22 protein-coding genes and 1 pseudogene are annotated in these 25,873 nt (G+C 70.1%); 7 read left to right on the plus strand and 16 right to left on the minus strand.

Features of this window, described 5'->3' with window-relative positions; genetic code table 11:
• Window positions 1-37 precede the first annotated feature (37 nt).
• The 3 genes and pseudogenes from BMY97_RS13600 to BMY97_RS13610 form a co-directional block, all read right to left on the minus strand.
• Window positions 38-1,261 (minus strand): DUF445 domain-containing protein, encoded by a 1,224-nt coding sequence (locus BMY97_RS13600; protein WP_091617179.1) that lies wholly within the window; start codon window positions 1,259-1,261, stop codon window positions 38-40.
• A gap of 51 nt (window positions 1,262-1,312) precedes the next feature.
• A pseudogene (locus BMY97_RS13605) lies at window positions 1,313-2,412 on the minus strand (DUF445 family protein).
• Window positions 2,413-2,454: 42 nt separating this feature from the next.
• On the minus strand, window positions 2,455-3,684 hold the full coding sequence (locus tag BMY97_RS13610; protein ID WP_091617180.1) for a DUF445 family protein: 1,230 nt from the start codon (window positions 3,682-3,684) through the stop codon (window positions 2,455-2,457).
• Between the two features lie 130 nt (window positions 3,685-3,814).
• On the opposite strand from BMY97_RS13610, the gene BMY97_RS13615 reads away from it, so the two are divergent.
• Window positions 3,815-4,951: a coiled-coil domain-containing protein gene (locus BMY97_RS13615; protein ID WP_245787307.1), complete on the plus strand. Its 1,137-nt coding sequence runs from the start codon at window positions 3,815-3,817 to the stop codon at window positions 4,949-4,951.
• Window positions 4,952-6,025: 1,074 nt separating this feature from the next.
• Here BMY97_RS13615 and BMY97_RS13620 read toward each other — a convergent pair.
• The 4 genes from BMY97_RS13620 to BMY97_RS13635 form a co-directional block, all read right to left on the minus strand.
• Window positions 6,026-7,465 carry an FGGY-family carbohydrate kinase gene (locus BMY97_RS13620; protein WP_091617181.1) on the minus strand — a complete coding sequence of 480 codons (1,440 nt, stop codon included), beginning with the start codon at window positions 7,463-7,465 and terminating at the stop codon, window positions 6,026-6,028.
• Window positions 7,462-8,799: an MFS transporter gene (locus BMY97_RS13625; protein WP_177231328.1), complete on the minus strand. Its 1,338-nt coding sequence runs from the start codon at window positions 8,797-8,799 to the stop codon at window positions 7,462-7,464. Before BMY97_RS13625 ends, BMY97_RS13620 begins: the two co-directional genes overlap by 4 nt.
• An 80-nt stretch (window positions 8,800-8,879) precedes the next feature.
• On the minus strand, window positions 8,880-9,671 hold the full coding sequence (locus tag BMY97_RS13630) for a DeoR/GlpR family DNA-binding transcription regulator (protein WP_091617182.1): 792 nt from the start codon (window positions 9,669-9,671) through the stop codon (window positions 8,880-8,882).
• Between the two features lie 7 nt (window positions 9,672-9,678).
• Entirely contained in the window at window positions 9,679-10,290 is a 612-nt protein-coding gene (locus BMY97_RS13635) for a histidine phosphatase family protein (protein ID WP_091617183.1), read from the minus strand.
• A gap of 106 nt (window positions 10,291-10,396) precedes the next feature.
• On the opposite strand from BMY97_RS13635, the gene BMY97_RS13640 reads away from it, so the two are divergent.
• From BMY97_RS13640 to BMY97_RS13665, 6 genes are read left to right on the plus strand one after another with little or no spacing between them, the layout of a single operon-like run.
• On the plus strand, window positions 10,397-11,080 hold the full coding sequence (locus tag BMY97_RS13640; protein ID WP_091617184.1) for an HAD family hydrolase: 684 nt from the start codon (window positions 10,397-10,399) through the stop codon (window positions 11,078-11,080).
• Between the two features lie 2 nt (window positions 11,081-11,082).
• Complete coding sequence (locus BMY97_RS13645) at window positions 11,083-12,768, plus strand: dihydroxyacetone kinase family protein (RefSeq protein ID WP_091617185.1); 1,686 nt, start codon at window positions 11,083-11,085, stop codon at window positions 12,766-12,768.
• Window positions 12,768-13,223: a ribose-5-phosphate isomerase gene (locus BMY97_RS13650; RefSeq protein ID WP_091617186.1), complete on the plus strand. Its 456-nt coding sequence runs from the start codon at window positions 12,768-12,770 to the stop codon at window positions 13,221-13,223. The genes BMY97_RS13645 and BMY97_RS13650 overlap by 1 nt, the downstream gene beginning before the upstream one ends.
• A 48-nt stretch (window positions 13,224-13,271) precedes the next feature.
• Window positions 13,272-14,312, plus strand: a complete 1,041-nt coding sequence (locus tag BMY97_RS13655; RefSeq protein WP_091617187.1) for a 2-hydroxyacid dehydrogenase — start codon at window positions 13,272-13,274, stop codon at window positions 14,310-14,312.
• Entirely contained in the window at window positions 14,309-15,757 is a 1,449-nt protein-coding gene (locus BMY97_RS13660) for an FGGY-family carbohydrate kinase (RefSeq protein WP_091617188.1), read from the plus strand. The genes BMY97_RS13655 and BMY97_RS13660 overlap by 4 nt, the downstream gene beginning before the upstream one ends.
• Window positions 15,758-16,408, plus strand: a complete 651-nt coding sequence (locus tag BMY97_RS13665; RefSeq protein WP_091617189.1) for a class II aldolase/adducin family protein — start codon at window positions 15,758-15,760, stop codon at window positions 16,406-16,408. It begins immediately after the preceding gene.
• A gap of 11 nt (window positions 16,409-16,419) precedes the next feature.
• Here the strand turns inward: BMY97_RS13665 and BMY97_RS13670 are convergent, their stop codons facing one another.
• From BMY97_RS13670 to ispF, 9 genes are all read right to left on the minus strand, one after another.
• Complete coding sequence (locus tag BMY97_RS13670) at window positions 16,420-17,139, minus strand: HD family phosphohydrolase (protein WP_177231329.1); 720 nt, start codon at window positions 17,137-17,139, stop codon at window positions 16,420-16,422.
• A gap of 73 nt (window positions 17,140-17,212) precedes the next feature.
• Window positions 17,213-17,851, minus strand: a complete 639-nt coding sequence (locus tag BMY97_RS13675) for a hypothetical protein (RefSeq protein WP_091617190.1) — start codon at window positions 17,849-17,851, stop codon at window positions 17,213-17,215.
• A gap of 6 nt (window positions 17,852-17,857) precedes the next feature.
• On the minus strand, window positions 17,858-18,796 hold the full coding sequence (locus BMY97_RS13680) for a hypothetical protein (RefSeq protein ID WP_091617498.1): 939 nt from the start codon (window positions 18,794-18,796) through the stop codon (window positions 17,858-17,860).
• 333 nt (window positions 18,797-19,129) lie between these two features.
• On the minus strand, window positions 19,130-20,563 hold the full coding sequence (locus BMY97_RS13685) for an MBOAT family O-acyltransferase (protein ID WP_091617191.1): 1,434 nt from the start codon (window positions 20,561-20,563) through the stop codon (window positions 19,130-19,132).
• Window positions 20,564-21,742: 1,179 nt separating this feature from the next.
• On the minus strand, window positions 21,743-22,699 hold the full coding sequence (gene rlmB / locus BMY97_RS13690) for a 23S rRNA (guanosine(2251)-2'-O)-methyltransferase RlmB (protein ID WP_091617192.1): 957 nt from the start codon (window positions 22,697-22,699) through the stop codon (window positions 21,743-21,745).
• Window positions 22,700-22,730: 31 nt separating this feature from the next.
• Window positions 22,731-24,116: a cysteine--tRNA ligase gene (cysS, locus tag BMY97_RS13695; RefSeq protein WP_091617193.1), complete on the minus strand. Its 1,386-nt coding sequence runs from the start codon at window positions 24,114-24,116 to the stop codon at window positions 22,731-22,733.
• Window positions 24,117-24,213: 97 nt separating this feature from the next.
• Window positions 24,214-24,900: an HAD family hydrolase gene (locus BMY97_RS13700; protein WP_091617194.1), complete on the minus strand. Its 687-nt coding sequence runs from the start codon at window positions 24,898-24,900 to the stop codon at window positions 24,214-24,216.
• A 94-nt stretch (window positions 24,901-24,994) separates the two neighbouring features.
• Window positions 24,995-25,390 carry a PPOX class F420-dependent oxidoreductase gene (locus BMY97_RS13705; protein WP_091617195.1) on the minus strand — a complete coding sequence of 132 codons (396 nt, stop codon included), beginning with the start codon at window positions 25,388-25,390 and terminating at the stop codon, window positions 24,995-24,997.
• Window positions 25,391-25,408: 18 nt separating this feature from the next.
• Window positions 25,409-25,873 carry a 2-C-methyl-D-erythritol 2,4-cyclodiphosphate synthase gene (gene ispF, locus BMY97_RS13710; RefSeq protein WP_091617499.1) on the minus strand — a complete coding sequence of 155 codons (465 nt, stop codon included), beginning with the start codon at window positions 25,871-25,873 and terminating at the stop codon, window positions 25,409-25,411.

Consider the following 25,873-nt stretch of genomic DNA (forward strand, 5'->3'; position numbering starts at 1 on the left):
CCACTCGGGGTGAACCGGGTGTGGGCAACCGCCGAACTCAGCCGAGCATGAGCAGGACCTGCAGCTCGCCGACCAGGAAGCCGATCACCCCGCCGACGGCGATCAGCTTCCACTCGTCCTGCCGGAACGCCGGGCGCAGCAGCCCCTCGAACTCCAGCGGGGTCAGCGCGAGCATCCGCTGTTCCACCATCTTCGCGACGTCCATCGCCTCGGTCAGGTAGCCCTCGGCGTAACGCGCGGTCTGCGGCAGATCGGTCAACGCCCGCGTCGCCGCCGCGTGTTTCATCTCCTGCAGCCGCCGCCCGCCGACGGCCAGCGCGAGCATCGGCTTGGCGACGCTGGCCTGCTCGTCCACGGCGTGCCCGACGGTCCGCTCGACCATCGCCACCAGCCGGTCGGACTTCGGGCCGCGCAGCAGCGCGTCGAGCAGGTTCGGCACGGTGAGCACCTCGTTGGCGATCAGCTCGCCGTACTGCCGGGCGACCTCGGCGCGCCGGCGCTGGAACTTGCCCTGCAGGATCACCCGGCCCACGCGCACCGGCTCCCGCGGCACGAAGATCAGCTTGATCGCCAGCCAGTCGGTGAACAGGCCGATGCAACCGCCGAAGATCGGCAGCACCAGGGGCTGGCGGGTGAGCGCCCAGACGATGGCCTGGACCAGTCCGAGCCCGAAGCCGAAGAAGATCCCGGCCCGCGCGATGAACGTCATCTCCGGCCGCGAGGTCTCGCGGATCAGCCGGACCAGCAGGGCCTTGTCGCGGGTCAGCCGCTCGACGGTCATGTGCCGGACGTCGAGGACCTCGTCCAGGTTGTCGCGCACCTCGTCGAGGAACTCCTGCACCAGCCGCGGCGCCGACGCCTGCACCTGCTTGATCAGCATCTCCTGCGCCAGCGTCGGCAGCACCTCCCACAACCGGGGGTGGTGCTCCTCCAGCACGTCGCGCGCGATGCCGTCGACGGCGCGCAGCAGGGGCTGTTCGAGCTCGCGGGTGATGATGACCGGGTCGATCTTGCCGAACACCTCGTTGATGTCCAGCAGGTTCGCGGTGAGCAGCTCGGTGGCGACCGCCGCCATCCGACCGCCGTGCTTGGGGACCACGCCCTGCCAGCCCAGCAACGGCTTGATCCCGACGAACTCCAGCGGGCGGAACATCATCTCGATCGCGACGCGCTTGGTGACGTAACCGATCAGCGCGGCGATGAACGGCATCGTGGCGTACACCGGCCAGTGCCGCGCGAGGTCGTCCAGGACCGCGTCCACCCGGCCTCCTCCCCGCATTCGCCGGACGAACCGTATCGCACGGAGGCGGGTTCAGTGCAGCAGCAGCAACGCCTGCAGCTCGCCGACCAGGCCGCCGATCACCGCGCCGACGGCGATCAGCTTCCACTCGTCCTGCCGGAACGCCGGCCGTAACAGCTGCTCGAATTGCAGCGCGTTCAGCCGGCGCATCCGGTCGACGATCGTGTTGCGCACGTCGAGCGCGTTGATCGCGTAGTGCTCGGCGTGCCGGATGGTCTCGGGAACGCGTTCGGCCGCTTTCCCGGCGGCGGCCTGTTTCATTTCCTGGAATCGTTTCGTGCCGACGGCAATCGCGACGAACGGCTTCACGACACTCGCCTGCGCGTCGATCGTCTTCTGCACTTCGCGGGTGATCAGGGTGAAGAGCCGGTCGGACTTGGGCCCGCGCAGCACGGCTTCCAGCAGGTTCGGCACCGTGATGATCTCGCGCGCGATCATGTCGCCGTAATCGGCGGCGACCTGGTCGCGGCGCTTCTGGAAGACGCCCTGCCAGGTGTAGAGGCCGAAGAACCGGCACGGCTCCCGCGGCAGGAAGATCATCTTGAGCGCCAGCCAATCGGTGAACCAATGAACCGCATCTCCGGCCGCGAGATGTCGCGGATCAGCCGGTTCAGCAACGCCTTGTCCCGCACCAGGTTCGTCACCACCATGTGCTTGAGGTCGAGCACGTCCTCGATGTTTTCGGAGATTTCCCGCATGATCTTGGTGATCGCCCGCGGCGCCTCGGCCTGCACGCGTTTGAGCAGCAGTTGCTGCGCGGTCGCGGGGAGGACTTCCCACAGCCGTGGCTGATAGGTCTCCATCACCTCACGGGTGACGTCCTCGACCACCCGCAGCAACGGCTGTTCGATCTCCTTCGCCACCTGCGCGGGGTCGAGCCGGGCGAAGATCTCCTTGGGGTCGACCAGATTCGTGGTCAGCATCTCGGTCGCGGTGCTCGCCATCCGCTCGGCGTTCGCCGGCAGCACGCCCTGCCAGCCGAACACCGGCCGGATCCCGGCGAACTCGACGGGCCGGAACATCATTTCGATCGCCACGCGTTTCGTCACGTACCCGATCAACGCCGCGACAAACGGCATGGTCGCGTAGACCTGCCAGTGCTGCACCGCCATTGCCTCCCCGTGTCGATCAACCGGCACGGTAGCTGGCACGGTTCAGTGCAGCAGGAGCAGGACCTGCAGTTCGCCGACCAGTCCGCCGATGATCGCGCCGACCGCGATGAGCTTCCATTCGTCCTGCTTGAAGGCCGGGCGCAGGATTCCTTCGAACTCGATCGGCGTCAGCTGCCGCATCTTCGTGACGACGGTGTTGCGAATGTCGAGCGCGTCGGTGGCGTAACCCTCCACGTATTTCACCGTTTCGGGAAGGTACTCGATGGCTTTCGCGGCGGCGGCTTTTTTCATCTCCTGGTACTGCCGCCCGCCGACGGTGAGCGCCACGAGCGGTTTCGCGATGCTCGTCTGCGCGTCGATGGTCCGCTGCACCTCACGCGTGATGAGCGAGAACAGCCGGTCGGCGCGCGACCCGGTGAGCACGGCCTCCATCACGTTCCGCACGGTGAGGACCTCGTCGGCGATCAGGGCGCCGTAGTCGGCGGCCACCTGCATCCGGCGTTTCTGGAACATGCCCTGCCAGGTGAAGAAGCCGAACCGGCGCGGCTCACGCGGGTAGAAGATCATCTTGAGCGCCAGCCAATCCGTGACGAAGCCGGTGACGAAACCGAAGATCGGCATGATCAGCGGCTCCTTCGTCAGCGCCCACGCGACGAACTGCACCAGCCCGATCACGAACCCGAACCAGATGCCGGACCGGGCGATGAAGCGGAACTCGGGGGTGGCGACGTCGCGGATCAGCCGGCAGGTGAGCGTTTTGTCGCGGACCATGGCGTTGATCAGCATCTCGTTGACGTCGAGGACGTCGTCGATGTTGGCCGAGACCTCACGCAGCAGCCGCTTCACGACCTCGGGCGCCTGCGCGCGGACCTGGTCGACGAGCAGTTGCTGGGCGCGCGTCGGGAGCAGCTCCCACAGCCGCGGCTGGTAGGTCTCCATCACTTCGCGGGTGACGTCGTCGACGGCTTTGAGCAAGGGCGTTTCGAGTTCCTTGAGCATTTCCTCCGGGTCGAGCCGGGCGAAGACCTCGCGGGGATCAAGCAGGTTCTTGGTCAGCAGGTCGACGGCGGTGGCCGCCATCCGCCGGGCGTTCGCCGGGATCACGCCCTGCCAGCCGAAGACCGGCTTGATCCCGACGAACTCCAGCGGCCGGAACATCATCTCGATCGCGACCCGTTTGGTCAGGTAGCCGATGAGCGCCGCGATGAACGGCATGGTCAGGTACACGTGCCAGTGCGTCGCGATGTCGTCGAGGATCCCCGTACCGTCCATTCAGGTCTCCCGCTCGTTCACCTGTTCTTCGGTTGACCAAGGATGCCATGCGTGACGAGGGGTTAGGCGTTTCGTAATGCAGCCGTTTGGCGGTACGCGCCGAAGGACCCCGGCTCACTAAGGTGGCCCGATGGTCGCGCCCGAGAAGTCCGAGCCCACCCCGAAGAGCGCCCCCTTCGCCGTCACCGTCAGGGGCTACGACAAGCGCCAGGTGGATGAGCGGCTCAACGAGATCACCAAGGAACTCAGGGAGGCCGCCCGCAGCCGCGACGAAGCGATCGCGACGTCCGGCGAGCTGTCGAAGGCCCTCAGCTACGCGCAGAACGAGCTGGGCGAGACGAAGGCCGCGCTCGTGCGGCTGAGTTCGAGCCCGTCCGGTGCCGGCGCGATGGCCGAGCGGGTCCGCATGATGATGCAGCTCGCGGAGGAGGAGATCGACGACCTCCGCAAGGCCGCGGAAGCCGACGCCGCCTCGACCCGCGCCGAGGCCGACAAGTACGCCCACGAAAGCCAGCGCACCACCGAGAAGCTGGCAAAAGACGCCGAAGCCGAACGCGAACGCCTCCTGGCCGAAGCCAAGTCGGACATCGAGTCGCGTACCGCTGCGGCGGACGCGGACATCGAATCCCGCACAACGGCGGCGAACGCCGACATCGAGTCGCGCACGGCTGCCGCCAACGCCGACATCGAGTCCCGCACCACCGCTGCCGACCGCGCCCGCACCGAGGCCGACGAGGCCGCAGCCGCCGCCCGCGCTTCAGCCGACGCGGCCGCCGCCGAAGCCCGCGCTTCGGCTGACGAAGCGGCGGAAGCCGCAGCCGCCGCCCAGCGCGCCGAAGCCGACCGCGTGGCCTCCGAAGAGATCACGACCAAGAAGTCCCAGGCCGACGCCGCCCTCGCCGACGCCCTGCAAAAGCAGACCGAGGCCACCGAACAGCGCACGCTGGTCCTGAGCCTCCGCACGAAGGTCGCCGACCGCCTGGCTGCCACCGACGCCGCCGTCCAGGAAGCCATCCGCCTCCTGACCCCGTCCGACGAGCCAGCCGACCCGACCGCGGACTCCGCCGACTCCGCCGACTCCCCAACGACCGACGCTGCTCCCGCTTCTGCTCCCGCCTCTGCTTCCGCTGGCGCCACATCGGCCGAAGCTTCCCCGTCCGACAACTCAGCCCCCGCTTCCGACACCACCTCGAAGAAGACCGCGTCCTCCTCGACCCGCTCTGCCCCGCAGGCCAAGTCCGCGAAGCCGACCGCCACAGCCAACTAGCCAACCACGACGCCAACCAGCACCCACTCCAACGGCCGACTGACTCCGACCACAATCCTCATTTGACCCAACGCGCGGGCCCACCCTCTTCCAGGGCCCGCGCGTTTCTGCGCCCAGCCCTCCGCGACGGACATCGCTCCGCTGCTTTCCCGCACGACCCCGGGCGGCACAGTCCGACCCGAGAGCACGAAGGTGGTCTACGCCCCTCTCCCCTCGCCCCTCGCCTGCGACCGGTGCTCCGCGCCTCAGCCCAGCGCCAGCGGACGCGCCCAGACCCGCGCCCCTCACCCGCGCCCCTCATCCCCACCCGCGACCAGCGTTCCGCGCCCCCGCCCAGCGGCGGTGGGCGCGCTAGCCCGCGAGCCTCACCCTCACCCTCACCCTCACCCTCACCCTCACCCGCACCCTCACCCGGTGCTCCGTGCCTCTGCCCTGCCTCGGCGGACGCGCCCTGTCCAGCGACCCGCACCAGTGCCCACGCCCAGCGCCACTGCCCGCGACCCAGCTCGGGCTCGGGCTCGCAGAGTGTCGGCTGGCTCCAGCTCCGGCCCGCGCGGTGTCGGCTTGCCTGCTCGGGCTCAGAAAGCGTCGGCGGCTCCGCTCCGGCTTGGGCCCGCAAAGCGTCGGCTGGCTCCGGTTCCGGCTTGGGCACGCGCGGTGTCTGAGTGCCCGGCTCGGGTTCGGAGAGTGTCGGCTGGCTCCGGCTCGGGCGGTGTCGGCTTGCCCGGTTTGGGCTCGCAAAGTGTCGGCCGGCTCCGGTTCCGGCTTGGGCACGCGCGGTGTCTGAGTGCCCGGCTTGGGTTCGGGCTCCCGCGGTGTCGGCTTGCCTCGCTCGGGCTCGCAGAGTGTCGGCTTGCTCCGGCTGGGCACACGATGTCCGCTTGCGCGGCTCGGGCTCCGGCTCGCGCGGCTCCGGCTGGCCTGTGTCGACCCGTGTCGGTGTCGGCTCACCGGTGTCGGTCCGCCGGGCGTCAACTCGGCTCGGCCTCGAGGTGCTCCATCCAGGCTCGCCAAAGCCCCGGCCGGCCCGGTCAATGGCTGCCAGCCCCGGCACCCGGTCCAGGCGTCGCGCATTCAGCCCATGGCCGTCGCGTGTAGCTCGTCGTCGATCCACCCCCTTTGGTGGAGTGCGGTGCAGAAGTGGCGGTAAGAGGCCGACAGTGCCTCCCGCTCCGCCGGCACCGGTTCGACCAGCGTGTCCTCCTGCGGTGCCACGCAGGCCTCGGTGAGACCGCCCGGCAGGATCCCGGCAGCGGCGAGCAGCGCGGCGCCGTAACCGGTCTCCGCGTGGGGTGCGACGCGAATGCCGAGGCCGGTCGCGGTAGCGCGAATCTGCGTCCACAGTGGACTCCGGCTGCCGCCGCCCGCCGCCAGGAGCGGCCCGTGCACGGAGATCCCGAGGCGTCGCAGGTGGTCCAGCGCCAGTCGCTCGACGAACGCCACTCCCTCCAACCTCGCGCGGTGCAGCTCGACTTCGTCGGCTGGTTCGCCGAGGACAAAACCGGCCGCGCCGGCACTGGCAAACGGGAACCGTTCCCCCTTGCGCCGCAATGGAAACACGACCACGCCGGCCGGTCCACGCGCCTCCGCGGCAGCATCCAGCGCGGGCAACCCGGCGCTGGCGGACACCGCCTCGCCGCCTGTGTTCGACGCCCCGCCCGGCAGCCACCAGCCGTCCGGATGACGGTGGCTGTACATCACCCCGGTGGGGTCCGGGACCAGCGACTCGGTGACCCCCTTCAGCACATACGTGGTCCCGAGAATCCCGACGAACCGGCCCGGCGCCACCGCGCCCGCCGCCAGCTGGCCCGCGCACCCGTCGGTCATGCCGGCCACCACGGCGCACCCTTTGGGCAGCCCCCCGACCGGCCGGGCCACGAGGCCGAGCACCGTCGTCGGCGCGACCACGGGCGGCACCATCGCGGACGGCACCCCCAACCCCTCGAACACCTCGCCTGGCCATTCACCGGCGAGTGGGTCGTAGCCGCTCTTGAGCGCGTGTGACCAGTCCGCGGCGACGGGGCCGCCGACGAGCTTCGCCGCGACGACGTCCGCCGTGTGCCGCACCGCGACCGCGCCGGTGTGCTCGGCCAGCCAGGCGATCCGCCCGAGCGCGGCGGTCGGTGCGACGCCGGATCCCAGCGCCTGCCAGCGTTCGGCACCCAGCTCGGCCGCTTTGGCGTTGTAATCCGCGCCGCGACGGTCGTCGTACATCAGCGCCGGCGTGACCGGCTCACCGTCGGCATCGACCCCGACGATCGTTCCCGAGGTCGCGGCCACCGCGACGGCCGCGACCTCGGCACCGCGGCCCGGCAACGCCGCGGTCACCCGCGACAGCGCCGATTCGACGGCCGGCCACCAGGCCCTCGCGTCCTGCTCGCTGTGGCCGGGCACGGAACGCGCCGGTGCCGGCAGCTCGGCCGCGGCCGTCGCCAGCACCACGCCGCCGCCCACCGCGAAGGCCCGGACCCCCGCGGTGGCGACGTCGATCCCGATGGTGACCGGCTCGTTCACGCGGTACTGACCTGCTCCCCGGCGTCCTGCAGGCTGACGTCGCGCGTGATCGCCTGCTCGGTTTCCTTCGGCAGCTTCAGGAATCGCACCAGCACGGCGGCGACCAGGTACAGCGCCGCGAAGATGATCACCACTCCACCGGCCCCGGCCGGCCCGAGGAACAGCGACACGATCGCCGGGCCGACAAACGCCGCCGCGCCGGCGCCCAGGTTCAGCAACGCCATCGCCCCGCCCTTGTGCTCTGGTGCGAGCGAGGGCAAGAGCGCGGAGATCGGCACGAACCCGGCGAGCGTCGCCCCGTACAGCGCGCCGACGATCAGTGCCAGCCAGTAGTACTGCGCGCCCATCGCGATCGGGACGAAGTACAGCAGCAGGATCGAGATCGCACAGCCGATCGCGCCGAACCAGAAGATGGTGGTGCGCCAGCCGATCCGGTCGCTCAGCACGCCGAAGATCAGGTTGAAGAAGATGTTCGTCCCGTAGATCACGGACACCAGCAGCAGCCAGCGGTTCTCGCCGAACCCGATCTGGCTGATGAAGATCGTCGGGAAGAACACCAGCATGCCGAACTCGGGCGCGGTGTTGATCACCCGCACCAGCATCCCGATGCCGACCCGCGGGTTCTTCCACGCGATCGAGACGCTGGAAACGAGGCTCTGCACGGGTTTCACGTCCGGCGGTGCGAGGCGCTGGAAGCCGGTGCGCTGCCGCACGCCGAGCACCGCGATCAGCCCGCCCAGCGTGAGCAGGCCGACCGACACCCACAGCGTGCCGTAGTGCCCGAACAGCGGGTTGGTGAAGCTCGCGACGAGCGCGCCCAGCGTCGGCAGGCCGCCGGTGAACGCGAAGTAGAACCAGCCCACCGCCGCGCCCAGCCGGGCCACCGGCGCCACCGCCGTGATCCACACCAGGAAGCCGAACGCGAACATCGGATAGCCGAAACCCCTGATCCCGTAGCAGATCAGCATCAGGGTGTAGTTCCCGCCGCCGAGCCCGACGGTCAGGAACAGCACGTCGAACACCAGCCAGACGGCCAGCCCGATCAGCATCACCCGGCGTGGTCCCCACAGCTCCGACAGCGCACCGGACAGCCACGACGCCAGCATCACCGCGACGCCGTACACCGTGATCACATACGAGGCCTTGATCTCCGTGCCCGCGCCGTTGTCCGCCATGTACGGCGCGATGAAGCCCGACTCGACCCCGTCGCCGATCATGAACAGCAACAGGCCGACGTAGCCGAGGAACAGGGGGGCGGGCAGCCCCCATCGCGTGAGCAGGCGGGTGAAGCCACCCTCTGGCCGGGACAACCCCGCTGTTGCCGACTGGTTCATACACGCCTCCATGACGTCGAATCCAACGTATCATGGACCGTGTTAACTTCGCACGCAAGAGTGTTAGCGAAACCGGCTCTTCACTCGCGCTCGGAGGCGACCTGCACCCGGACCCGACTCCGCAGCTCATCGACCAGATGCGCCTGGATGTCGTAGTCGATGATGAGCTGGTCGAAATCCTCCAGTGGCGCGAGCCGGTGCAGGGCCGAGCGCTCCATCTTGGTGTGGTCCATCAGCAGGACCTTCTTCCGGGCGCTGGCCAGCATCGCGCGCTTGATCATCACGATCTCGGGCTCCTGGTGGAACGTCATCTGCGAGTTCATCGCCGAGGTCGAGACGAACGCGACGTCCACCGAGAGCCGTTCGATCGCCTCCAGGCTCTGCATGCCGAGGAACGAGTCGTGGGTGATCGAGTAGTCCCCGCCGATGCAGATCAGCCGGACCTCGTCGACCTCTTTCAGCTCGTCGATCGCGCCGAGGTAGTTGGTGGCGACGGTCAGCGGGGTCACGTTGTGCAGCAGCCGGGCCAGCGCGAGCGCGCTCGTCGAGTCGTCGAGCAGCACGGACATGCCGGGCTCGACGTGGTCCAGCGCCTGGAGTGCGATCAGGCGCTTGGCGGTGGCGTTGGCGCTCATGCGGTACTCGGCGTTGCTTTCGAAGACGGTCGACGGCATGGCGGAAACGCCGCCTCGGTATTTCCGCAGCAGGCCGCGGCGGGCGAGTTCGTCGACGTCGCGGTGCACCGTCATGTTGCTGACCCCGGTGAGGTCCACCAGTGCGTTGATCGACGCCGAGCCCTGGCGGAACACGTAGTCGACCACCGTTTGCTGACGGGTTTCGCGCGTGTGCGCGACGGGTTTCTCACTCGACATGACGTGATTATCGCGTGTCGAGTGGCAGGTTGAAGCGCAGCAGGGCCGTGCGGTCGCCGTCGATCTCCAGTTCGGTCACGGCGGCGTTGCCCAGCTGGGGGAACACGGTGCGGTAAGCGGCGAGCGGGATGCCGAGCAGGTGGCAGAAAGTCAGTCGCAGCAGCGTGTTGTGCGCGACCACCAGCGCGAGCCCGTGGCCGTGCCGCGCGATCTCCCGGACCGCGCGCGCCCCGCGCCGGGCGGCCACGTGCGGGTCCTCGGCGCCGGGGAACGAGCCGGCGACCGGATCGGCCAGGAACCGCTCGATCACCCCGGGGTCGACGGCCCGCACCTCGTCCCTGGTGCGTCCTTCGGCGATTCCGAAGTGGGTTTCCCGCAGGTCGTCGACGATTTCGGGGGTCAGGCCGAGTGCCTCCGCGGCGGGCGCGATCGTGCGGCGCGCCCGGTCTTGCGGCGAGCAGAACAGCGCGGTCGGCTTCACCTCGGCGGCGAACCGCGCGAGCGCTTCGGCCTGGCGAAGACCTTCCGCCGTCAACGCCACCTCGCTGCTGCCGGCGTACCTGTTCTCGGCGTGCCATTCGGTCTGTCCGTGCCTGGCCAGCAGCACTCGTGCGCCCACGGGGTTGCTCCTTTTCGTGTGAACCACCCTTGCGAACTTCTCATCATCGATGTTAACTTAACATGGTCCGTGTGAAGCGGTCGGCTCTTGCGAAAGGATCTGGTGGATGACGCTCGAAGCGGTGGTGTTCGACCTCGACGGTGTGCTGGTCGACAGTGAACACCTCTGGGAGGAGAACTGGGTCGCGTACGCCGCCCGTCACCGGGTCGAGTGGACGGCCGAGGACACGGCTTCGGTGCAGGGCATGAGCGCGCCCGAGTGGGCTGCCTATCTCGCGCGCCGCTGCGGGGTTCCGGAGCGGGCCGAAGAGGTGGAGCGCGCGGTGGTCGACGGCATGATCGCCGCCATCGAGGCAGGCGAGGCCCCGCTGCTGCCGGGCGCCGGCGAGATGGTGCGCGAGGTCAGCGCCCGGGTGCCGGTGGCGCTCGCGTCTTCGGCGGCGCGCCGGGTCATCGACGCCGTGCTGGACAAACACCAGCTGACCGCCGAATTCACCGCCACCGTCTCCAGCGCCGAGGTCGCGCGCGGCAAGCCGAGCCCGGATGTCTACCTCGAAGCGGCCGCACGGCTGGGGCGCTCCGGCGAGGACTGCCTCGGGGTGGAGGACTCCGGCAACGGCATCCGGGCGGCGGCCGCGGCCGGGCTCACCGTCGTCGCGCTGCCGAACCCCGCCTACCCGCCGAAGCCGGACGCGCTGGAGCTGGCCAGCGTGGTGGCCGAGGACAACCACGACGTCCGCCGGAAGCTGCTGGCCTACCTGGCCGGCGAGCCAGTGGCGGCGAGGGACTGACCATGACCACCTTGGGCACCGCGGACACGTTCAAGCGGCAGTGGCTGGACGGGTTCGTCACCGCGTACGGCCGCACTGTCCGCAAGGTGCCGGACGCGTACGGCGTGATCCGGCGGGAGGGCGGCACGCGGCCGGGCAAGGTCGCGGTCGTGATCGGCGGTGGCTGTGGGCATTACCCGGCGTTCGCCGGGCTGGTCGGGCCGGGCCTCGCCGACGGCGCGGTGGTGGGAGACGTCTTCACCAGCCCCAGTGCCGAGCAGGTCTACCGCACGGCGCGCGCCGCCGATACCGGTGCGGGCGTGCTGTTCGGCTTCGGGAACTACCAGGGCGACGTGCTGCACTTCGGCCTCGCCGCGCGAAGGCTGGCTGCCGAGGGCGTCAAGAGCCGCACGATCCTGGTCACCGACGACATCGCGAGCGGCCCGGCCGCCGAGCCCGAGCGCCGCCGCGGCGTGGCGGGCGACTTCCTCGTCTTCAGGATCGCCGGGGCGGCGGCGGAACGCGGCGACGACCTCGAGTCGGTGCACGCGGTCGCGGAGAAGGCGAACGCGCGCACCCGCACGTTCGGAGTCGCGTTCGGCGGCTGCACACTGCCCGGCGCCGCGGAGCCGCTGTTCACCGTCGCCGACCGCGAGATGGAGGTCGGGCTCGGCATCCACGGCGAGCCGGGGGTCCGCACGGTCGGCCGGCTCTCCGCGGCCGAGCTGGCCGACGAACTCGTCGACGGGCTGTTGCCGGAGCTGCCGGCCGGCGGCCGGGTGGTGGCGCTGCTGAATGGGCTGGGCCGCACCAAGTACGAGGAAATGTTCGTCACCTACACGCGGGTGCACGAGCGGTTGGCCGAAGCGGGCCTCAGCCCCGTGCACACCGAGGTCGGCGAATTCGTCACCTCGCTCGACATGGCCGGGGTCTCGTTGTCGATCCTGGTGCTCGACGACGAACTGGCCGAGCTGTACGCGGCGCCGTGCGACACGCCGGGTTACCGCACCACCGGCGCGGAGCTGTCACAGGTGCCGCTGGAGTCCACAGTGGACGAACTGCTCGCGGAGACCGAGCCCGGCACCGGGCTCGTCGACCGTGTCCTCACTGCCGCGCTGCGGAGCATCGAGGAGAACGAAGCGGAGCTGGGCAGGCTTGACGCGGTCGCCGCGGATGGTGATCACGGGCTCGGCATGACCCGCGGGATGCGCGCGGCCGTTGTCGCCGCACGGCGGAACGAAAGAACGGTGTCCGAAGCCTTGCTCGCGGCGGGAACCGCCTTTGCCGACGCCGCGGGCGGTGCTTCCGGTGCCCTCTACGGTGTGCTGCTCGCCGAGACAGGCGCGGGCCTGAGGGCACTCGCCGCGGAGGAGATCACCACGGCTGCACTCGCCGACGCCGTCGATGGTGCGGTCCGGGCGTTCACCGAGCTGGGCAAGGCCGAGCCGGGGGACAAGACGATGCTCGACGCCATCGAGCCGTTCCGCGCCGAACTGCGTGAACGGGCCGGGGCAGACGTCGTCGAGGCTTGGCGGAAGGCGGCGCGGGCGGCGGTGACCGCGGCTGAGAACACCGCGCATCTGTTGCCGGCGAAGGGGCGTGCGGCACGGCTGGCGCAGCGGAGCAAGGGGCACCCGGATCCCGGTGCGGTCTCGTTCTCCCTGCTGGTGACGGCCGTCGGCGAAGAGCTGGGAAGGAGCGTGGGCTGATGCGGATCGTGGTGGCGGCGGACAACGCCGGGGTGGAGCTGAAGAACCAGCTGCGGGACCAGCTGTTGGCCGACGACCGGGTCGAGTCGGTGGCCGACCTCGGCGTCGCGGATGCGGAGGACGACCGGGCCTATCCGCTGCTGGGCCTCGCCGCGGCCGAGGCGATCGCCGGCGGCGAGGCGGACCGCGGGGTGCTGGTGTGCGGCACCGGGATCGGTATGGCCATCTCGGCGAACAAGGTGCCGGGCGTACGGGCGACCGTCGCGCACGACTCCTATTCCGCCGAGCGCTCGATCAAGTCCAACAACTGCCAGGTGATCACCTTCGGCGCGCGCGCGATCGGGCCCGAGGTGGCGAAGAAGATCGTCGCCGAATGGGTCGGCTACCGCTTTGACCCCGCTTCGGCCAGCGCGAGCAAGGTCGAGCACATCACCAAGTACGAGAACGCCCGTTGAACCGGGGCCAGGTCGTTCAGTCGGCACAGAGCGAGTGAGGGAGCAGAGTTGCACATTCTCGCTGCGGGAGACCATTTCGTCGGCCCCGGTCTGCTGGCCGGCGCCGTCCGCGCCGAGCTCGGCGGTGGCCATGAGATCACCGAGCTCGCCCTGCCGTGGCCGGTGGAGCCGTTCGGCCCGGTCGGCACGGTGCTCGAGGCCAGCGGCACCGAGGCGCAGGTGATCGAGGCGCTCGCGGGTGCCGAGGTCGCGGTGACGCAGATGGCGCCGTTCACCAAATCGGTGTTCGCCGCCGCGCCGGGGCTCAAGCTGGTCTCGGTGTGCCGGGGCGGGCCGGTGAACGTCGACCTCGCGGCGGCGACGGAGGCCGGTGTCGCGGTGACGTACGCGCCGGGCCGGAATGCCGGTGCGGCGGCAGAGTTCGCCGTCGGCATGATCCTCGCCGCGATGCGGCGGATCGCGACGTCGTCGGCCGAGCTGCTGCGCGGCGCCTGGCGCGGCGACTACTACGCCTACGACCAGACCGGGCTCGAACTGGGCGGCACGACGGTCGGGCTAGTCGGTTACGGGGCCATCGGCTCCCGCGTCGCCAAGGTCTTGCTCGCGTTCGGTGCCGAAGTACTGGTCGCCGACCCCTTCGCGGACCCGGCGGCGATCGCGGCCGACGGCGCGCACCTCGTGGGGCTCGACGAGCTGTTGCGTCGCAGCTACGTCGTCAGCCTGCACGCGCGGCTCACCGAGCAGACGCGGCACCTCATCGACGCGAGCAAGCTGGCGCTCCTTCCCGAAGGCGCAGTGCTGGTCAACACCGCGCGCGGCGGCCTGCTGGACTACGCGCCCCTTCCAGAGGCCTTGCGCTCCGGCAAGCTCGGCGCGCTGGCACTCGACGTGTACGACGTCGAGCCACCGCCCGCCGACTGGGCGCTGCGCGAAGCTCCGAACGTGATCGCCACCCCGCACCTCGCCGGGGCGAGCCGGCAGACAGCGGAGCGGGCGGCGGCGATCGTGGCGGCCGAGGTCGGCCGGTACGCCCGCGGTGAGCGACCGGCGAACCTCGCCAACCCCGAGGTGTTCGGGCGGCAGCCATGATCGTCGGGGTCGACATCGGCACGTCGCTCACCAAGGCCGTGGTGTTCGACGAGGACGGGACGTCCGTCGCGAGCGCGTGCACACCGTCCGAGGTGCACCACTTCGCCGGCGGCTGGGTCGAGCAGGATCTCGACCAGGTGGTGGCCACGGTCGTCACAGTGGTGCGGGAGGTCGCCGCCCGGTTGCCGGGCCCCGTCACCGCGCTGGCGCTCACCGGGCAGGGCGACGGCATGTGGCTGCGCGACGAGTCCGGGGCCGCGGTGCGGCCCGCGATCTCGTGGCTCGACGGCCGGGCCAACAGCCTGCTCGCGCGGTGGCAGGCCGAGGGCGTAACCCGGGAAGTCTTCCGCCGCACCGGATCCGGTATGTTCCCGGGCTGCGCCGCCGCGATCATGTCCTATTTGGACACCCACGAACCCGAGGTGCTCGACCGGGCCGTTGTCGCCGGCTACTGCGTGGACGCGGTGCTGCAGCGGCTCACCGGCGAGATCGCCGTCGACGTGTCCGACGCGTCGCTGCCGTTCCTCGACCCGGTCACCCGGCGGTACGACGAAGCCGCCATCGAGGCCTGCGGGCTCGGCCACCGGCGGGCCCTGTTCGCCGAGCCGGCGCCGGCCAAGTCGGTGTTCCGGCTCGACGCGCGAGGGGCGGCCCTGCTCGGCCTGCCGGTGGGGCTGCCGGTCACCGCCGGGCCGTTCGACCTGCCGGCCAGCGCGATCGGGGCCGGCGTGCGGGAAGCAGGCGACGGCATCCTCACGGCGGGCACCACGCTGGCGTGCCAGGTGCTCACGGCCGACACCACGTTCGACGCCGAGGGCGAGCCGGCCGGGATGTTCCTCTGCACTCCCGACGAGGCCGAGTACTTGCGCGCGATGCCGGCGATGGTCGGCACCGCGGGCATCGACTGGGTGTGCGCGCTGCTGGGCATCGAGGTCGCCGAGATCGACCCACTGCTGGCGAGCAGTGAGCCGGGCGCGCGTGGGGCCAGGGCGTTGCCGTTCCTGTCGGTGTCGGGTGAGCGCGCGCCGTTTGTCGACGCCGGCGCGCGGGCGCAGTTCGCCGGGATCAGCCTCGAGACCGGGCGGGCGGACCTGGTGCGGGCGCTGTGCGAGTCGATCGCGTATGCGGCGCGGCACTGTTTCGAAGCGGCTGGGCTGTCTGGCCGGCTGTATGCCTGCGGTGGCGGTGTGCGGTCACCGGAGTGGATCCGCATCTTCGCGGACGTACTCGGCCGGCCGATCGTCATCCCGAGCGACCCGGGGGTGGGGGCGCGCGGCGCCGTGCTCACCGCCGCGGCAGCGCTCGGCACTCCGTTCGACCGCGAGCGGTGGGCAGCGAACTCGCGTGTGGTGGAGTTCCGGCCCGAGAATGTGACTGCGTACGAGCGCGGTTACGCCGACTACCAGGCATCCCTGTCCGCCGCGCGTGGTCTCTGGAGGCTGTGAATGATCCTGGCGGAGGAACGAGCGGCGGTCTGTGAGTACGCCCGCCGGATGACGGCCGACGGGCTGGTGGTCGGGACGTCCGGCAATGTCTCGGCGCGAGACGGGGCGCTGGTCGCCGTCACGCCCACGGGAGTCGACTACGCCGGGCTCGAGCCGGCCGATATCCCGGTCGTCGGGCTGGACGGCGAGATCGTCGAGGGGGAGCTGAAGCCGACCAGCGAGCTGCCCATGCACCTGGCCGTCTACAACCGGGCCGTGGACCCGGACGGTGCTTCGGTGACGGCCGTCGTGCACACGCACTCGGTGCACGCCACCGCGGTCTCGACACTCCTCGACGAGGTGCCGCCGATCCACTACATCCTCGCGACGATCGGGCCGACCGCGCGGGTCGCCGAGTACGCGACGTACGGCACGGAGGAGCTGGCAGCCTCGATGCTCAAGGCCCTCGACGGCCGCCGTGGTTGTCTGCTCGCGAACCACGGCACCGTGGCGTACGGCGACAGTCTCGGCGCGGCGTACCACCGGGTGCAGCAGCTCGAGTGGGTCTGCCGGCTGTGGCTGCTGGCCCGGTCCGCGGGCAGCCCCACGCTGCTGCCGCCCGCGGAGATCGAGCGTGTGGTCGAGAAGCTGAGGGGGTACGGCCAGGGCTGAACCGAATCGGGTCAGGACGCCGCGAGCGTGCTGTCCACGGCGTGCACGGCGTCGAGCAGTTCGACCACCGTCGGGTCGTCCACGGCTTCCTTGATGCAGCGCCACAGCTGGAGGTTCGCGGTGGCCCAGCGGGAGTACGTGGCGCTGGCCGCCGGGTTGTAGAAGTAGTAGCCGTTGTCGTGGACGTCGCACTGTTCGCCGACGATCTTGTGAGCGAGGTCCCGGAGGCTGACGTTGTTCTCCTGCAGATAGCGGTGCGCGAGCACCACGGGGGTCACGGGCAGCGCCTTGAACAGCGTGTCGGCGTCGCTCAGGGCCTGCGCTTCCAGCGAGATGTGCCGGCCGCGGTTGGCCATCTCGGCCTCGTCGATGAGATCGTCGATCCAGCCGGCGACGTCGTCGGGCACGCCGCAGTCGGCGAGCAGGCCCAGCCGCAGGTCGCTCCCGGCGGCGGCGGGCGAGTTGCGCAGGACGAGGTAGTTCACGTCGTGGACCAGAGCGGCCACCTCGACCACGGCCGCGTCGGCGCCGTTGGCCGTCGCGAAGCCGACCGCCTTCGCGCGGACGAAGCTGACGTGGTGCCAGCCGTGGAACGGCAGCCGTTCGGCATACCGCCAGCACAATTGCTGGACGCGGTTCTCCACCGCGGTGATGGTCGCCGGGGCGATCGTGGCCGCGGCGACGGCCGGTGCGGCGACCGTCGGCTGAACGGTGTTCTTTTGCGCGCGCATACATCTCTCCGATCCCGGCTTCGGCATTCAAGCGGGTGGAGCAATGGTATGCGCCCGTGACGGCGGGGTGTAGCTAGAGTCGGTCGGCCAGGTCCCCCAATCGGACCTCCACCGGAACGTGACGATGCCCGATTCCTGTGGCCGGGTCGTAGGAGAGACTGGAAATGCTCACCGGGTGTGATTTCACCAGGAAAGTCATGGTTCCTTCGGCGGCTTCGGGAATCCGGTGGAACTCGTCGGCGAGCATGATCGAACACGCGCCTGTCCGGCACAACGTCCGGCGCCGGAGTTGCGCGGACGTGATCAGGCCGCTGTCCCCGTCGCGGGTCGTGGAGTAGCGCTCGTGCAGGTAGTTGCCGCGAAGAATGGTGGTGCAGAAGTGATACCTGTGGTTGTGCACGGAATCGGCGTAGCCCTCGCGCCAGTCCTCCTGCGGTTTGTATTCGTGCAGCCAGAACGAGAACGGATCGTCCGGATCATCCCGTAGGCACCAGGCGAAATGGGTTGTCGTCTCGCGGGAGCTGCGGAGGATGGCCGCGGCGTTTTCCGGGTTCGGCGCCCGTAGCAGTGCGCGCAGCTCATCGCGCAACGCCGTTTGCGAAGCCCATTTTCGGAACCAGACGTCCACGGTGCGCCAGTCCTGGGCCAGCGGGAAACCCGCCGTGCGCAGCCGTGTGGCCAGGTGATCCAGTGGGGACAAGCGAGTGAGCAAGACGGCTCAGCTCCCTAGTTCGGCTCGTGCGGAGAACTCCGCGCGGAAGGCGTGGAACCTTCCCTCCAAGTCACGGAAATTCTCCTCGGACAAGTCGGATCCGGTGATCTTTTGGAACAGGACAAGGAAATCGGCCCGCGTCGTCGAGGAGGTGATGCGGAAGTGGCGGCCGGTCCGCGATTGGGAGAGGCGCAGGAACTCGGCGCGTTCCATGTTGTAGATGAAGGAGCCCTCGGTGAACCGCAGCGACCGCGGGTACAGCTTGGTCGCGCCGCGCACATCGCTGTACAGCGTGACCCACACGCTGGCGTCGAACATCTCCAGCCGGTCCAACGGCGGGTCGGCGACCACGGTGATGTCGACCTGCGCGCACCGGCTGCGGGCCAGGAACAGCCCGACGAGTCCAATGTGGATCTCCTCGTGCAGGCCGCTCTGGATCGCCTCGTAGTCGACCTCCGCCGCCTCCCGCCGCAGCAGGTAACGCGCGCGACCGCTGATGGAACCGGCGTCGCGCGGGTCGGCGATCACGGCGTGCAGCTCACGATCGGTGCGGGTCAACAGAAGCCGGGCGGCCGCGTGCCGTCCGGAGAAGCCGCGGAAGAAGTACTGGCGCGTGTTGTCCAGGTCCGACATCAGCATGCGGTTGAACGCGGGGTCGGGGTCGGTCGTCGCGTCGAACACGTGCGTGGGGAAGAACTCCTTGTTGAGCGACCGGTATTCGGCGCTGAGGTCTTCGAGCGCGCGTCGGCTTTCTTCGATCAGCGGAGTCACCATCGCGCGCTGCGACGCGCTGGCGGTGATCAAGGTTTGTCCGAAGCCGACCAGCGCGGAGATCAGTGTGCCGGTGCCCAGGGAGGTGACGAGCGTTTTCCCCGTGCCGGCGTCCATCATGCTGGAGATCCACAGGCTCAATACCGCGATCACGACGAGCACGGTCAGTAACAACGTGGTGCGGGTCCAGAAGATCTCCTGCAGGGAACTCCGGTGCGGACGGCCGGCTTCCGCGACCACGGTTCACCTCCTTGAACCACTCGAACGGACGAGTGCGTTGCGTATCGGTTCGAGCGCGGGGAGTTACTTTACGCGCTTGGGGTGACCGGCGAAATAAGAAATTCGGGGGACAATATTCCAGGTGCAAAGTGACTCTGGGCAAGAATTTTCACGTTTTGCGGTTTTCTCCGAAACGCCGAAAACCCCGTCGGAGGGAGCCGGGCGAACCTCCCCGCGCGGGCGGTGCCCCCGTGTCACCGAATGCAGACAGTCACCGGGACTTTGCTGTCAGAATTGGTAGTAGAGGAATGGGCTGAACGTCCCCGTCGCGACCAGGATGGCGGCGTAGACGAGGCCGACGGTCATCACGCCGACGCGCAGGGCCGTCGCGCCGCGGCTGCGCGAGGATTCCAGCAGCGGGCCGGTGACGGGGTGCGCCGGGAGGAAGAAGACGGCCAGCGCGGCGATGAGGATGAGCAGCCGCTGGTTGGTCAGTGCGCTTTCGACGACGTCGCCGAGGCCGCCGAAGTCCGGCAGGAGCATGTGGCCGATCATGGCGAGCGCGTGGCCGAGGTCGGCCGAGCGGAAGAACACCCAGCCGAACACCACGAGCAGCAGTGTCAGCGCGCGGCGCGCGATCCGGGCGACCGGGCCGGCCGGCGTCTCGGCGAGGTTGAAGCGGCGTTCGATCACCAGCAGCGCGCCGTGGTAGCAGCCCCAGATCAGGAACGTCCACTGCGCGCCGTGCCAGAAACCCGTCAGCACGAAGACGATGCACAGGTTGCGGTACGTGCGCCCGGCGCCGGAGCGGTTGCCGCCCAGCGGGATGTAGACGTAGTCGCGGAACCAGCGTGACAGCGACATGTGCCAGCGCCGCCAGAATTCCGTGATCGTCACCGACGAGTACGGGCGCGCGAAGTTTTCCGGCAGCCGGAAGCCGAGCATCCGGCCGAGGCCGATCGCCATGTCGGAGTAGCCGGAGAAGTCGAAGAACAGCTGCAGGGTGTAGCCGATGGCGCCGAGCCAGGCCGTCGCGAACGTCATCTGGTCCGGCGGCGTCGCGAAGCACGCTTCGACCATCGGGCTGAGCGAGTCGGCGACGATGGACTTCTTGCACAGCCCCAGCGCGAACCGCGGGAAGCCGGCCGCGATGTCGTCGAGCCGGTGCGACCGCTGCTGCGGCAGCTGGTCGGCGATCTCGCGGTACCGCACGATCGGCCCGGCCACCAGCTGCGGGAACATCGCGATGTACGCCGCGAACGCCACCGGGTTGCGCAGCGCGCGCCGCTCGCCGCGGTAAATGTCCACGACGTACGAGATGTGGTGGAAGGTGTAGAAGGAGATCCCGATCGGCACCACGATGTTGGCGACGTCGAGGTCCCCGCCGAACCAGTGCGAGACGGCCGCGATCTGCTGCGTCGCGAACCCCGCATACTTCCAGATCACCAGCACCAGCACGTCGAGCGTGACGACGCCGATCAGGATCCGCCGGCGCCGCGTCCCCCGCAGGTCCCACGGGCTCGGCTCGAGCGCGGGCCCGGCGAAGAAGTTGACCGCCATGCACAGCAGCAGCAGGAAAATGTACGGCCCGGCGCCGATCACGTAGAACAGCAGACTCGCGACCGCGACGATGCCGTTGCGCCAGCTCCGCGGACACACCAGCACGGCGACCAGCACCGTGGGCATGAAGTACCACAAGAACAGCGGCGAAACGAACGACATCGGTGACGGACCCCCTCGGTTCCGGAGCTGACCTTAGCCCGAGTGGGTGTCGCGATGGAGCGAAGCCCGCAGTATCCCGGCGCGAATCACGGAGCGTGCCCGACGGCTCCCCCCGGCTCCGCCCGCAGCCCCCGCTCCGACCGCCGCTCCCGCCCTCGAACCCAGCCTCCGCCCTCGAACCCAGCCTCCGCCCTCGAACCCAGCCCCCACCCTCTCCTGGGGGGCGTCCCCAGTCCAGTCTATCGGCGGGGGCCGACGGGAACTGCCGAGAGCGAGATGGCGGGCGGAGTTGTCCACAACTGGGGCTGGGTGTGGATGATTCTCGGCTGGGGCTGGGGCTGGGGCTGGGGCGCGGACGGGCTGAGGCTGAGGTGGGATTGGACCGGGTACGGAGTTGGGGGCTGAAGCCGGGCTGTTGGAGCTAAGGCTGGGGCTGGAGTTGGGGGCCGTGGCTGGGCTGGGGTAGGAGCCAGGGCCGGGCACGGAGTCGGGGCTGAGACTGGACCAGAGCTGGGCCATCGCCATGGGCTGGGCTGGGGTTGGGCAACGGCTGGCGCTGAGGTCGGACCGGGGCTGGGCTCAGCCGGGGTCGGACCGTGGACTGGGCTGGGCATGGGGACCGGGATCAGGGCCGGGCACAGGCGACCTGGACTGGGCAACGGACCGAAACTGGAGAAAGGACCGGGGCCGGGCAAAAGGACCCGGGCTGGGCACGGGACCCGGGGTTGGGCGGGGACCGGGGCTGGGCACGGGACCCGGGTTGGGCAGGGACCAGGGCTGGGCAGGGGACTTCGGTTGGGCAGGGACCGGGGTTGGGCGGGGCCCGGGTTAGGCAGGGACCAGAGCTGGGCAGTGGACCGGGTTGGGGCCGGAGAACCGGACTGGGCAGGGGACTTCGGTTGGGTCGGCGACCGGGCTGGGCAGGGGACTTCGGTTGGGCAGGGACCGGGTTGGGCAAGGACCGGACCGAGCAAGGGACCGGGAATGGCCAAGGACCGGACCGAGCAAGGGACCGGCCACAGGACCAAGACCGGAAACGGCCCCCAGACCCGAACCCGACACCCGCAGCCAAAGCAACTCGAGCCGCGCCCCGGGCAAGGGCGCGGCTCGAGAAAGACCCCAGGGAGGCGCGTGTGCGAGGCCCCAAAAGGACCCGCAGCGAGCAGGGGATCGGAAGAGTCAGATGCGGCCGGCCAAGCGGCGGCGGCGGGCGACTTCCGCGAGGAGGACGCCGGCGGCGACGGAGGCGTTCAGGGATTCCACGCCGGCGGCCATGGGGATCGAGACGGTGGCGTCGCAGGTTTCGCGGACCAGGCGGGACAAGCCGCGGCCCTCCGAGCCCAGCACCACGACCAGGGGCTCCGACGCCAGGTCCAGCGCGTCGATGTCCACGGTGCCGTCCGCGTCCAGGCCGACGATCATCAGGCCGCTTGACGCCCATGACTTCAGTTGGCGCGTCAGGTTTGTGGCGACCGCGATGGGCAGCTTCGCTGCCGTTCCCGCGCTCGTGCGCCACGCCACGGCTGTCATGCCCGCGCTGCGGCGCTCCGGCAACAGCACGCCGTGCGCGCCGAACGCGGCGGCCGAGCGGATGACGGCACCGAGGTTGCGCGGGTCCGTCACGCCGTCGAGCGCGACGAACAGCGGGGTGTTGCCCGAATCGCGCGCGGCGGTCATCAGGTCGTCCGGGTGCGCGTACTCGAACGGCGGCACCTGCAAACCCAAGCCCTGGTGCATGGCGCGGTTCGTCTTGCGGTCGAGTTCCTCGCGCGGGATCTCCAGGATCGAGATGCCCTTGTCGCCCGCCAGGCGGACGGCCTCGTTCACGCGGTCGTCGATCTCGATGTTCAGGGCGACGTACAGCGCGACACCCGGCACGTCCGCCCGCAGCGCCTCGACGACCGGGTTGCGGCCCGCGATCAGCTCCGGCTTGTCGGCCTTCTTCTGCCGCGACTGCTCACGCGTCTTCGCGGCGTTCGCGGCGCGGTACGCCTTGTGCCCGGGCCGGTCCTCGGCCTTGGGCGTGGGGCCCTTGCCCTCGAGCGCCTTCCGCCGCTGCCCGCCGGAGCCGACGACCTGGCCCTTCTTGGTCCCGGTCTTGCGGATGGCGCCCTGACGCCGTGAGTTGCCTGCCATGTAACGAGTCCTTAATCCGCCGCAGCGGCGATCAGGAGTTCCTGACCGTCCACTGCGGACCGTTCGGGGTGTCCTCCACCACGATGCCCGCCTGCACCAGGCGGTCACGGGCGGCGTCCGCGCGCGCGAAGTCCTTCGCCGCGCGGGCCTGCTGCCGTTCGGCGAGCAGGCTTTCGACGAGCTCTGCCAGCGCCTCGCGGACCGGGGTGTCGGAACCACCCTCGGACCAGCGCGCGGACAGCGGGTCGAGACCGAGCACATCGGTCATCGCACGCACCGAGGCGGCGAGTTCGAGCGCCTTGGGGGTGTCGCCCTCGTCGAGGGCGGCGTTACCGTCACGCACCGTGTTGTGCACCACGGCGAACGCGGCGGGGGTCGCGAGGTCGTCGTCCAGCGCGGCGGCGAACTCCGGCGCCACCCGGCCCAGCGGCACTTCGCCGGCCGAGGCCGCGCGCCGCAGGAAGCCCTCGATCCGCCGGTAGCCCTGCGCCGCCTCCGCGACCGCGCCGTCCGAGTACTCGATGGTGGACCGGTAGTGCGGCTGCACCAGGTAGTACCGCAGCTCCGGCGCCCGGTAGCGCTCCAGCATCGCCGGGATCGACACGGTGTTGCCCAGCGACTTCGACATCTTCTCGCCGGACATGGTCACCCACGCGTTGTGCAGCCAGTACCGCGCGAAGCCGTCGCCGGCCGCGTTGGACTGCGCGCGCTCGTTCTCGTGGTGCGGGAACACCAGGTCGACGCCGCCGCCGTGGATGTCGAACTCGGCGCCGAGGTAGTTCGTCGCCATCGCGGAGCACTCCAGGTGCCAGCCCGGGCGGCCGTCGCCCCACGGCGTCGGCCACGAAGGCTCGCCCGGCTTCGCGCTCTTCCACAGCGTGAAGTCGCGCGAGTCACGCTTGCCGCGCGTCGGCGTCTCGCCCTGCTGGACCTCGTCGAGCTGCTGGCCGGACAGCGCCCCGTAGCCGTCGAAGGACTTCACCGAGAAGTAGACGTCGCCGTCCGCCGCGTACGCGTGGTCGCTGTCGATCAGGCGCTCGATCAGGTCGATCATCTGCGTGATGTGACCGGTCGCGCGCGGGTTGACCGACGGCGGGAGGCAGCCGAGCGCGTCGTAGGCCTGCTCGAACTCGCGCTCGTGCTTGGTCGCCCACTCCCACCAGGGACGCTCCGCCTCGGCGGCCTTGGTGAGGATCTTGTCGTCGATGTCGGTGACGTTGCGCACCAGCAGCACGTCGAGTCCACTGTGGAGCAGCCAGCGGCGCAGCACGTCGTAGTTCAGCACCCCCCGCACGTGCCCGATGTGGGGCACGCCCTGCACGGTGGCCCCACACAGGTAGATGGACGCCGTTCCGCTGCGGACGGGAACGAACTCCCGGGGGGCACGGGTCGCGGTGTCGAAGAGGTGTAGGGCCACCCTGAGAGGGTACGGGGTCGGTGTGGGCGACGTCGCAGGCCCAAGGGCTCGTGAGTGTTTACGACGGTTGGAACCGTCCTAGCCACTCACGAGTCGGTCAGCGCAGGCCGTGGGCCCGCAGTGCGCCGAGCAGGGCGTCCGGACGCTCGGTGGTGGGCAGCGGGTCGACCAGGGCGAACTCGCAGCCCAGCGCGCGGGCGCCGCCGTCGGCCTCCTCGCTGTCGCCGACCATCAGGGTCTCCTCGGCGCGCACGCCGAGCCGGTCCAGCGCGGTCCGGAAGATCTCCAGCTCCGGCTTGATGGCCCCGACCTCGAACGACAGGATGAACTCGTCCACGTGCGCGTCCCAGCCGCGCTGCGAGAACGCCGGCCGGATGTCGAACGCGATGTTGCTCAGCACCCCGACCTTGCGGCCCTGGCCCGAGACGGCCTTCAACGCCGCCTCGGTGTCCGGGTACGGCGTCCATTCGCCCGGCGTGATCAGCCGCCGGTACAGCGCCTCGGCCTGCTCGGGGCGGGGGACGCCGGAGCGGCGCAGCACCTCGAGGTACACCTTCCGGTGCAGCTCCGGGTCGCGGTCGCGCTGGTGCCACGCGTACTGGTGCTCCTCGTCGAGTTCGACGACCTGCCCGACGGGCGCGGTCATGCGCCGCATCAGCTCGGTCTGCGCTTCGACGTCGAGCGCAGTGCCGTCGGCGTCGGCGAGCCCCTCCAACCAGAAAGCGTTCTGCTCGAGCCGGAAGAGCGTGCCTGAGAAGTCGAACATCACCGCGTTGATGGCCACGGGCCAAGCCTAGCCAGAAAACCGGGCGTTTCGCCGCCGGGTTGTGGCGTCCGGCTCATCCCGGCGGCGAACTCATCCCGGCGGCGAACCCGGCTCAGGCGGCGTTGCCGGTGATCTTCTCCGGGATCACGCGCACGAGCACGCGGACGTTCTCCGGCGGCTCGGCCGGGTAGTCCTTGCCGGTGTACTTGTGCGCCAGCTCGTTGATCAGCTCGCGCCCGCCCTCGTCGGTCATCTCGACGCGGCCGCGGATCTCGACGTAGTTGTACGGGTTCCCGGTGTCGAAGACCGAGACCGAAACGCGCGGGTCGCGCGCCATGTTGCGTTCCTTGAGGCGCCCGCGGACGGTCGCGAAGATCAGCGTGTCGCCGTCGCGCTTGGCCCACAGCACGGACGTCTGCGCGGAGCCGTCCTTGTTGATGGTCGCGACCACGGGGAAGTTGTTCCCGTCGAGCAACGCCTTGGTGGCGTCGTTGAAAGTCAGTGCCATGGCTTGAAGCCTAAGCGATCAAGGCCGGACGAGTAGCGCCGTCGCCACCGCCGCGATGCCCTCGCCGCGACCGGTGAGGCCGAGCCCGTCGGACGTCGTGCCGGCCACGCTCACCGGTCCGCCGACGGCCTCGCCGAGCACCTTCTGCGCCTCGTCGCGCCGCTTCCCGACGCGCGGGTGGTTGCCGATGATCTGCACGGTCGCGTTGGCCACGCGCCACCCGTCCGCCTCGACGAGCGCGCGGACCTCCGCGAGCATGCCGGCGCCGTGCGCGCCGTCCATCCGCGGGTCGCCGGTGCCGAAGACCGCGCCGAGGTCGCCGAGCCCGGCGGCGGACAGCAGCGCGTCGCACAGCGCGTGGGACGCGACGTCGCCGTCGGAGTGCCCCGCGCAGCCGTCGACGCCCGGCCACAACAGCCCGGCCATCCAGCATTCGCGGCCGGGCTCGATCGGGTGGACGTCGACGCCGTTGCCGACGCGCAG

Origin of the sequence: Amycolatopsis saalfeldensis, from assembly GCF_900110575.1 — a bacterium.
Lineage (GTDB): Bacteria > Actinomycetota > Actinomycetes > Mycobacteriales > Pseudonocardiaceae > Amycolatopsis > Amycolatopsis saalfeldensis.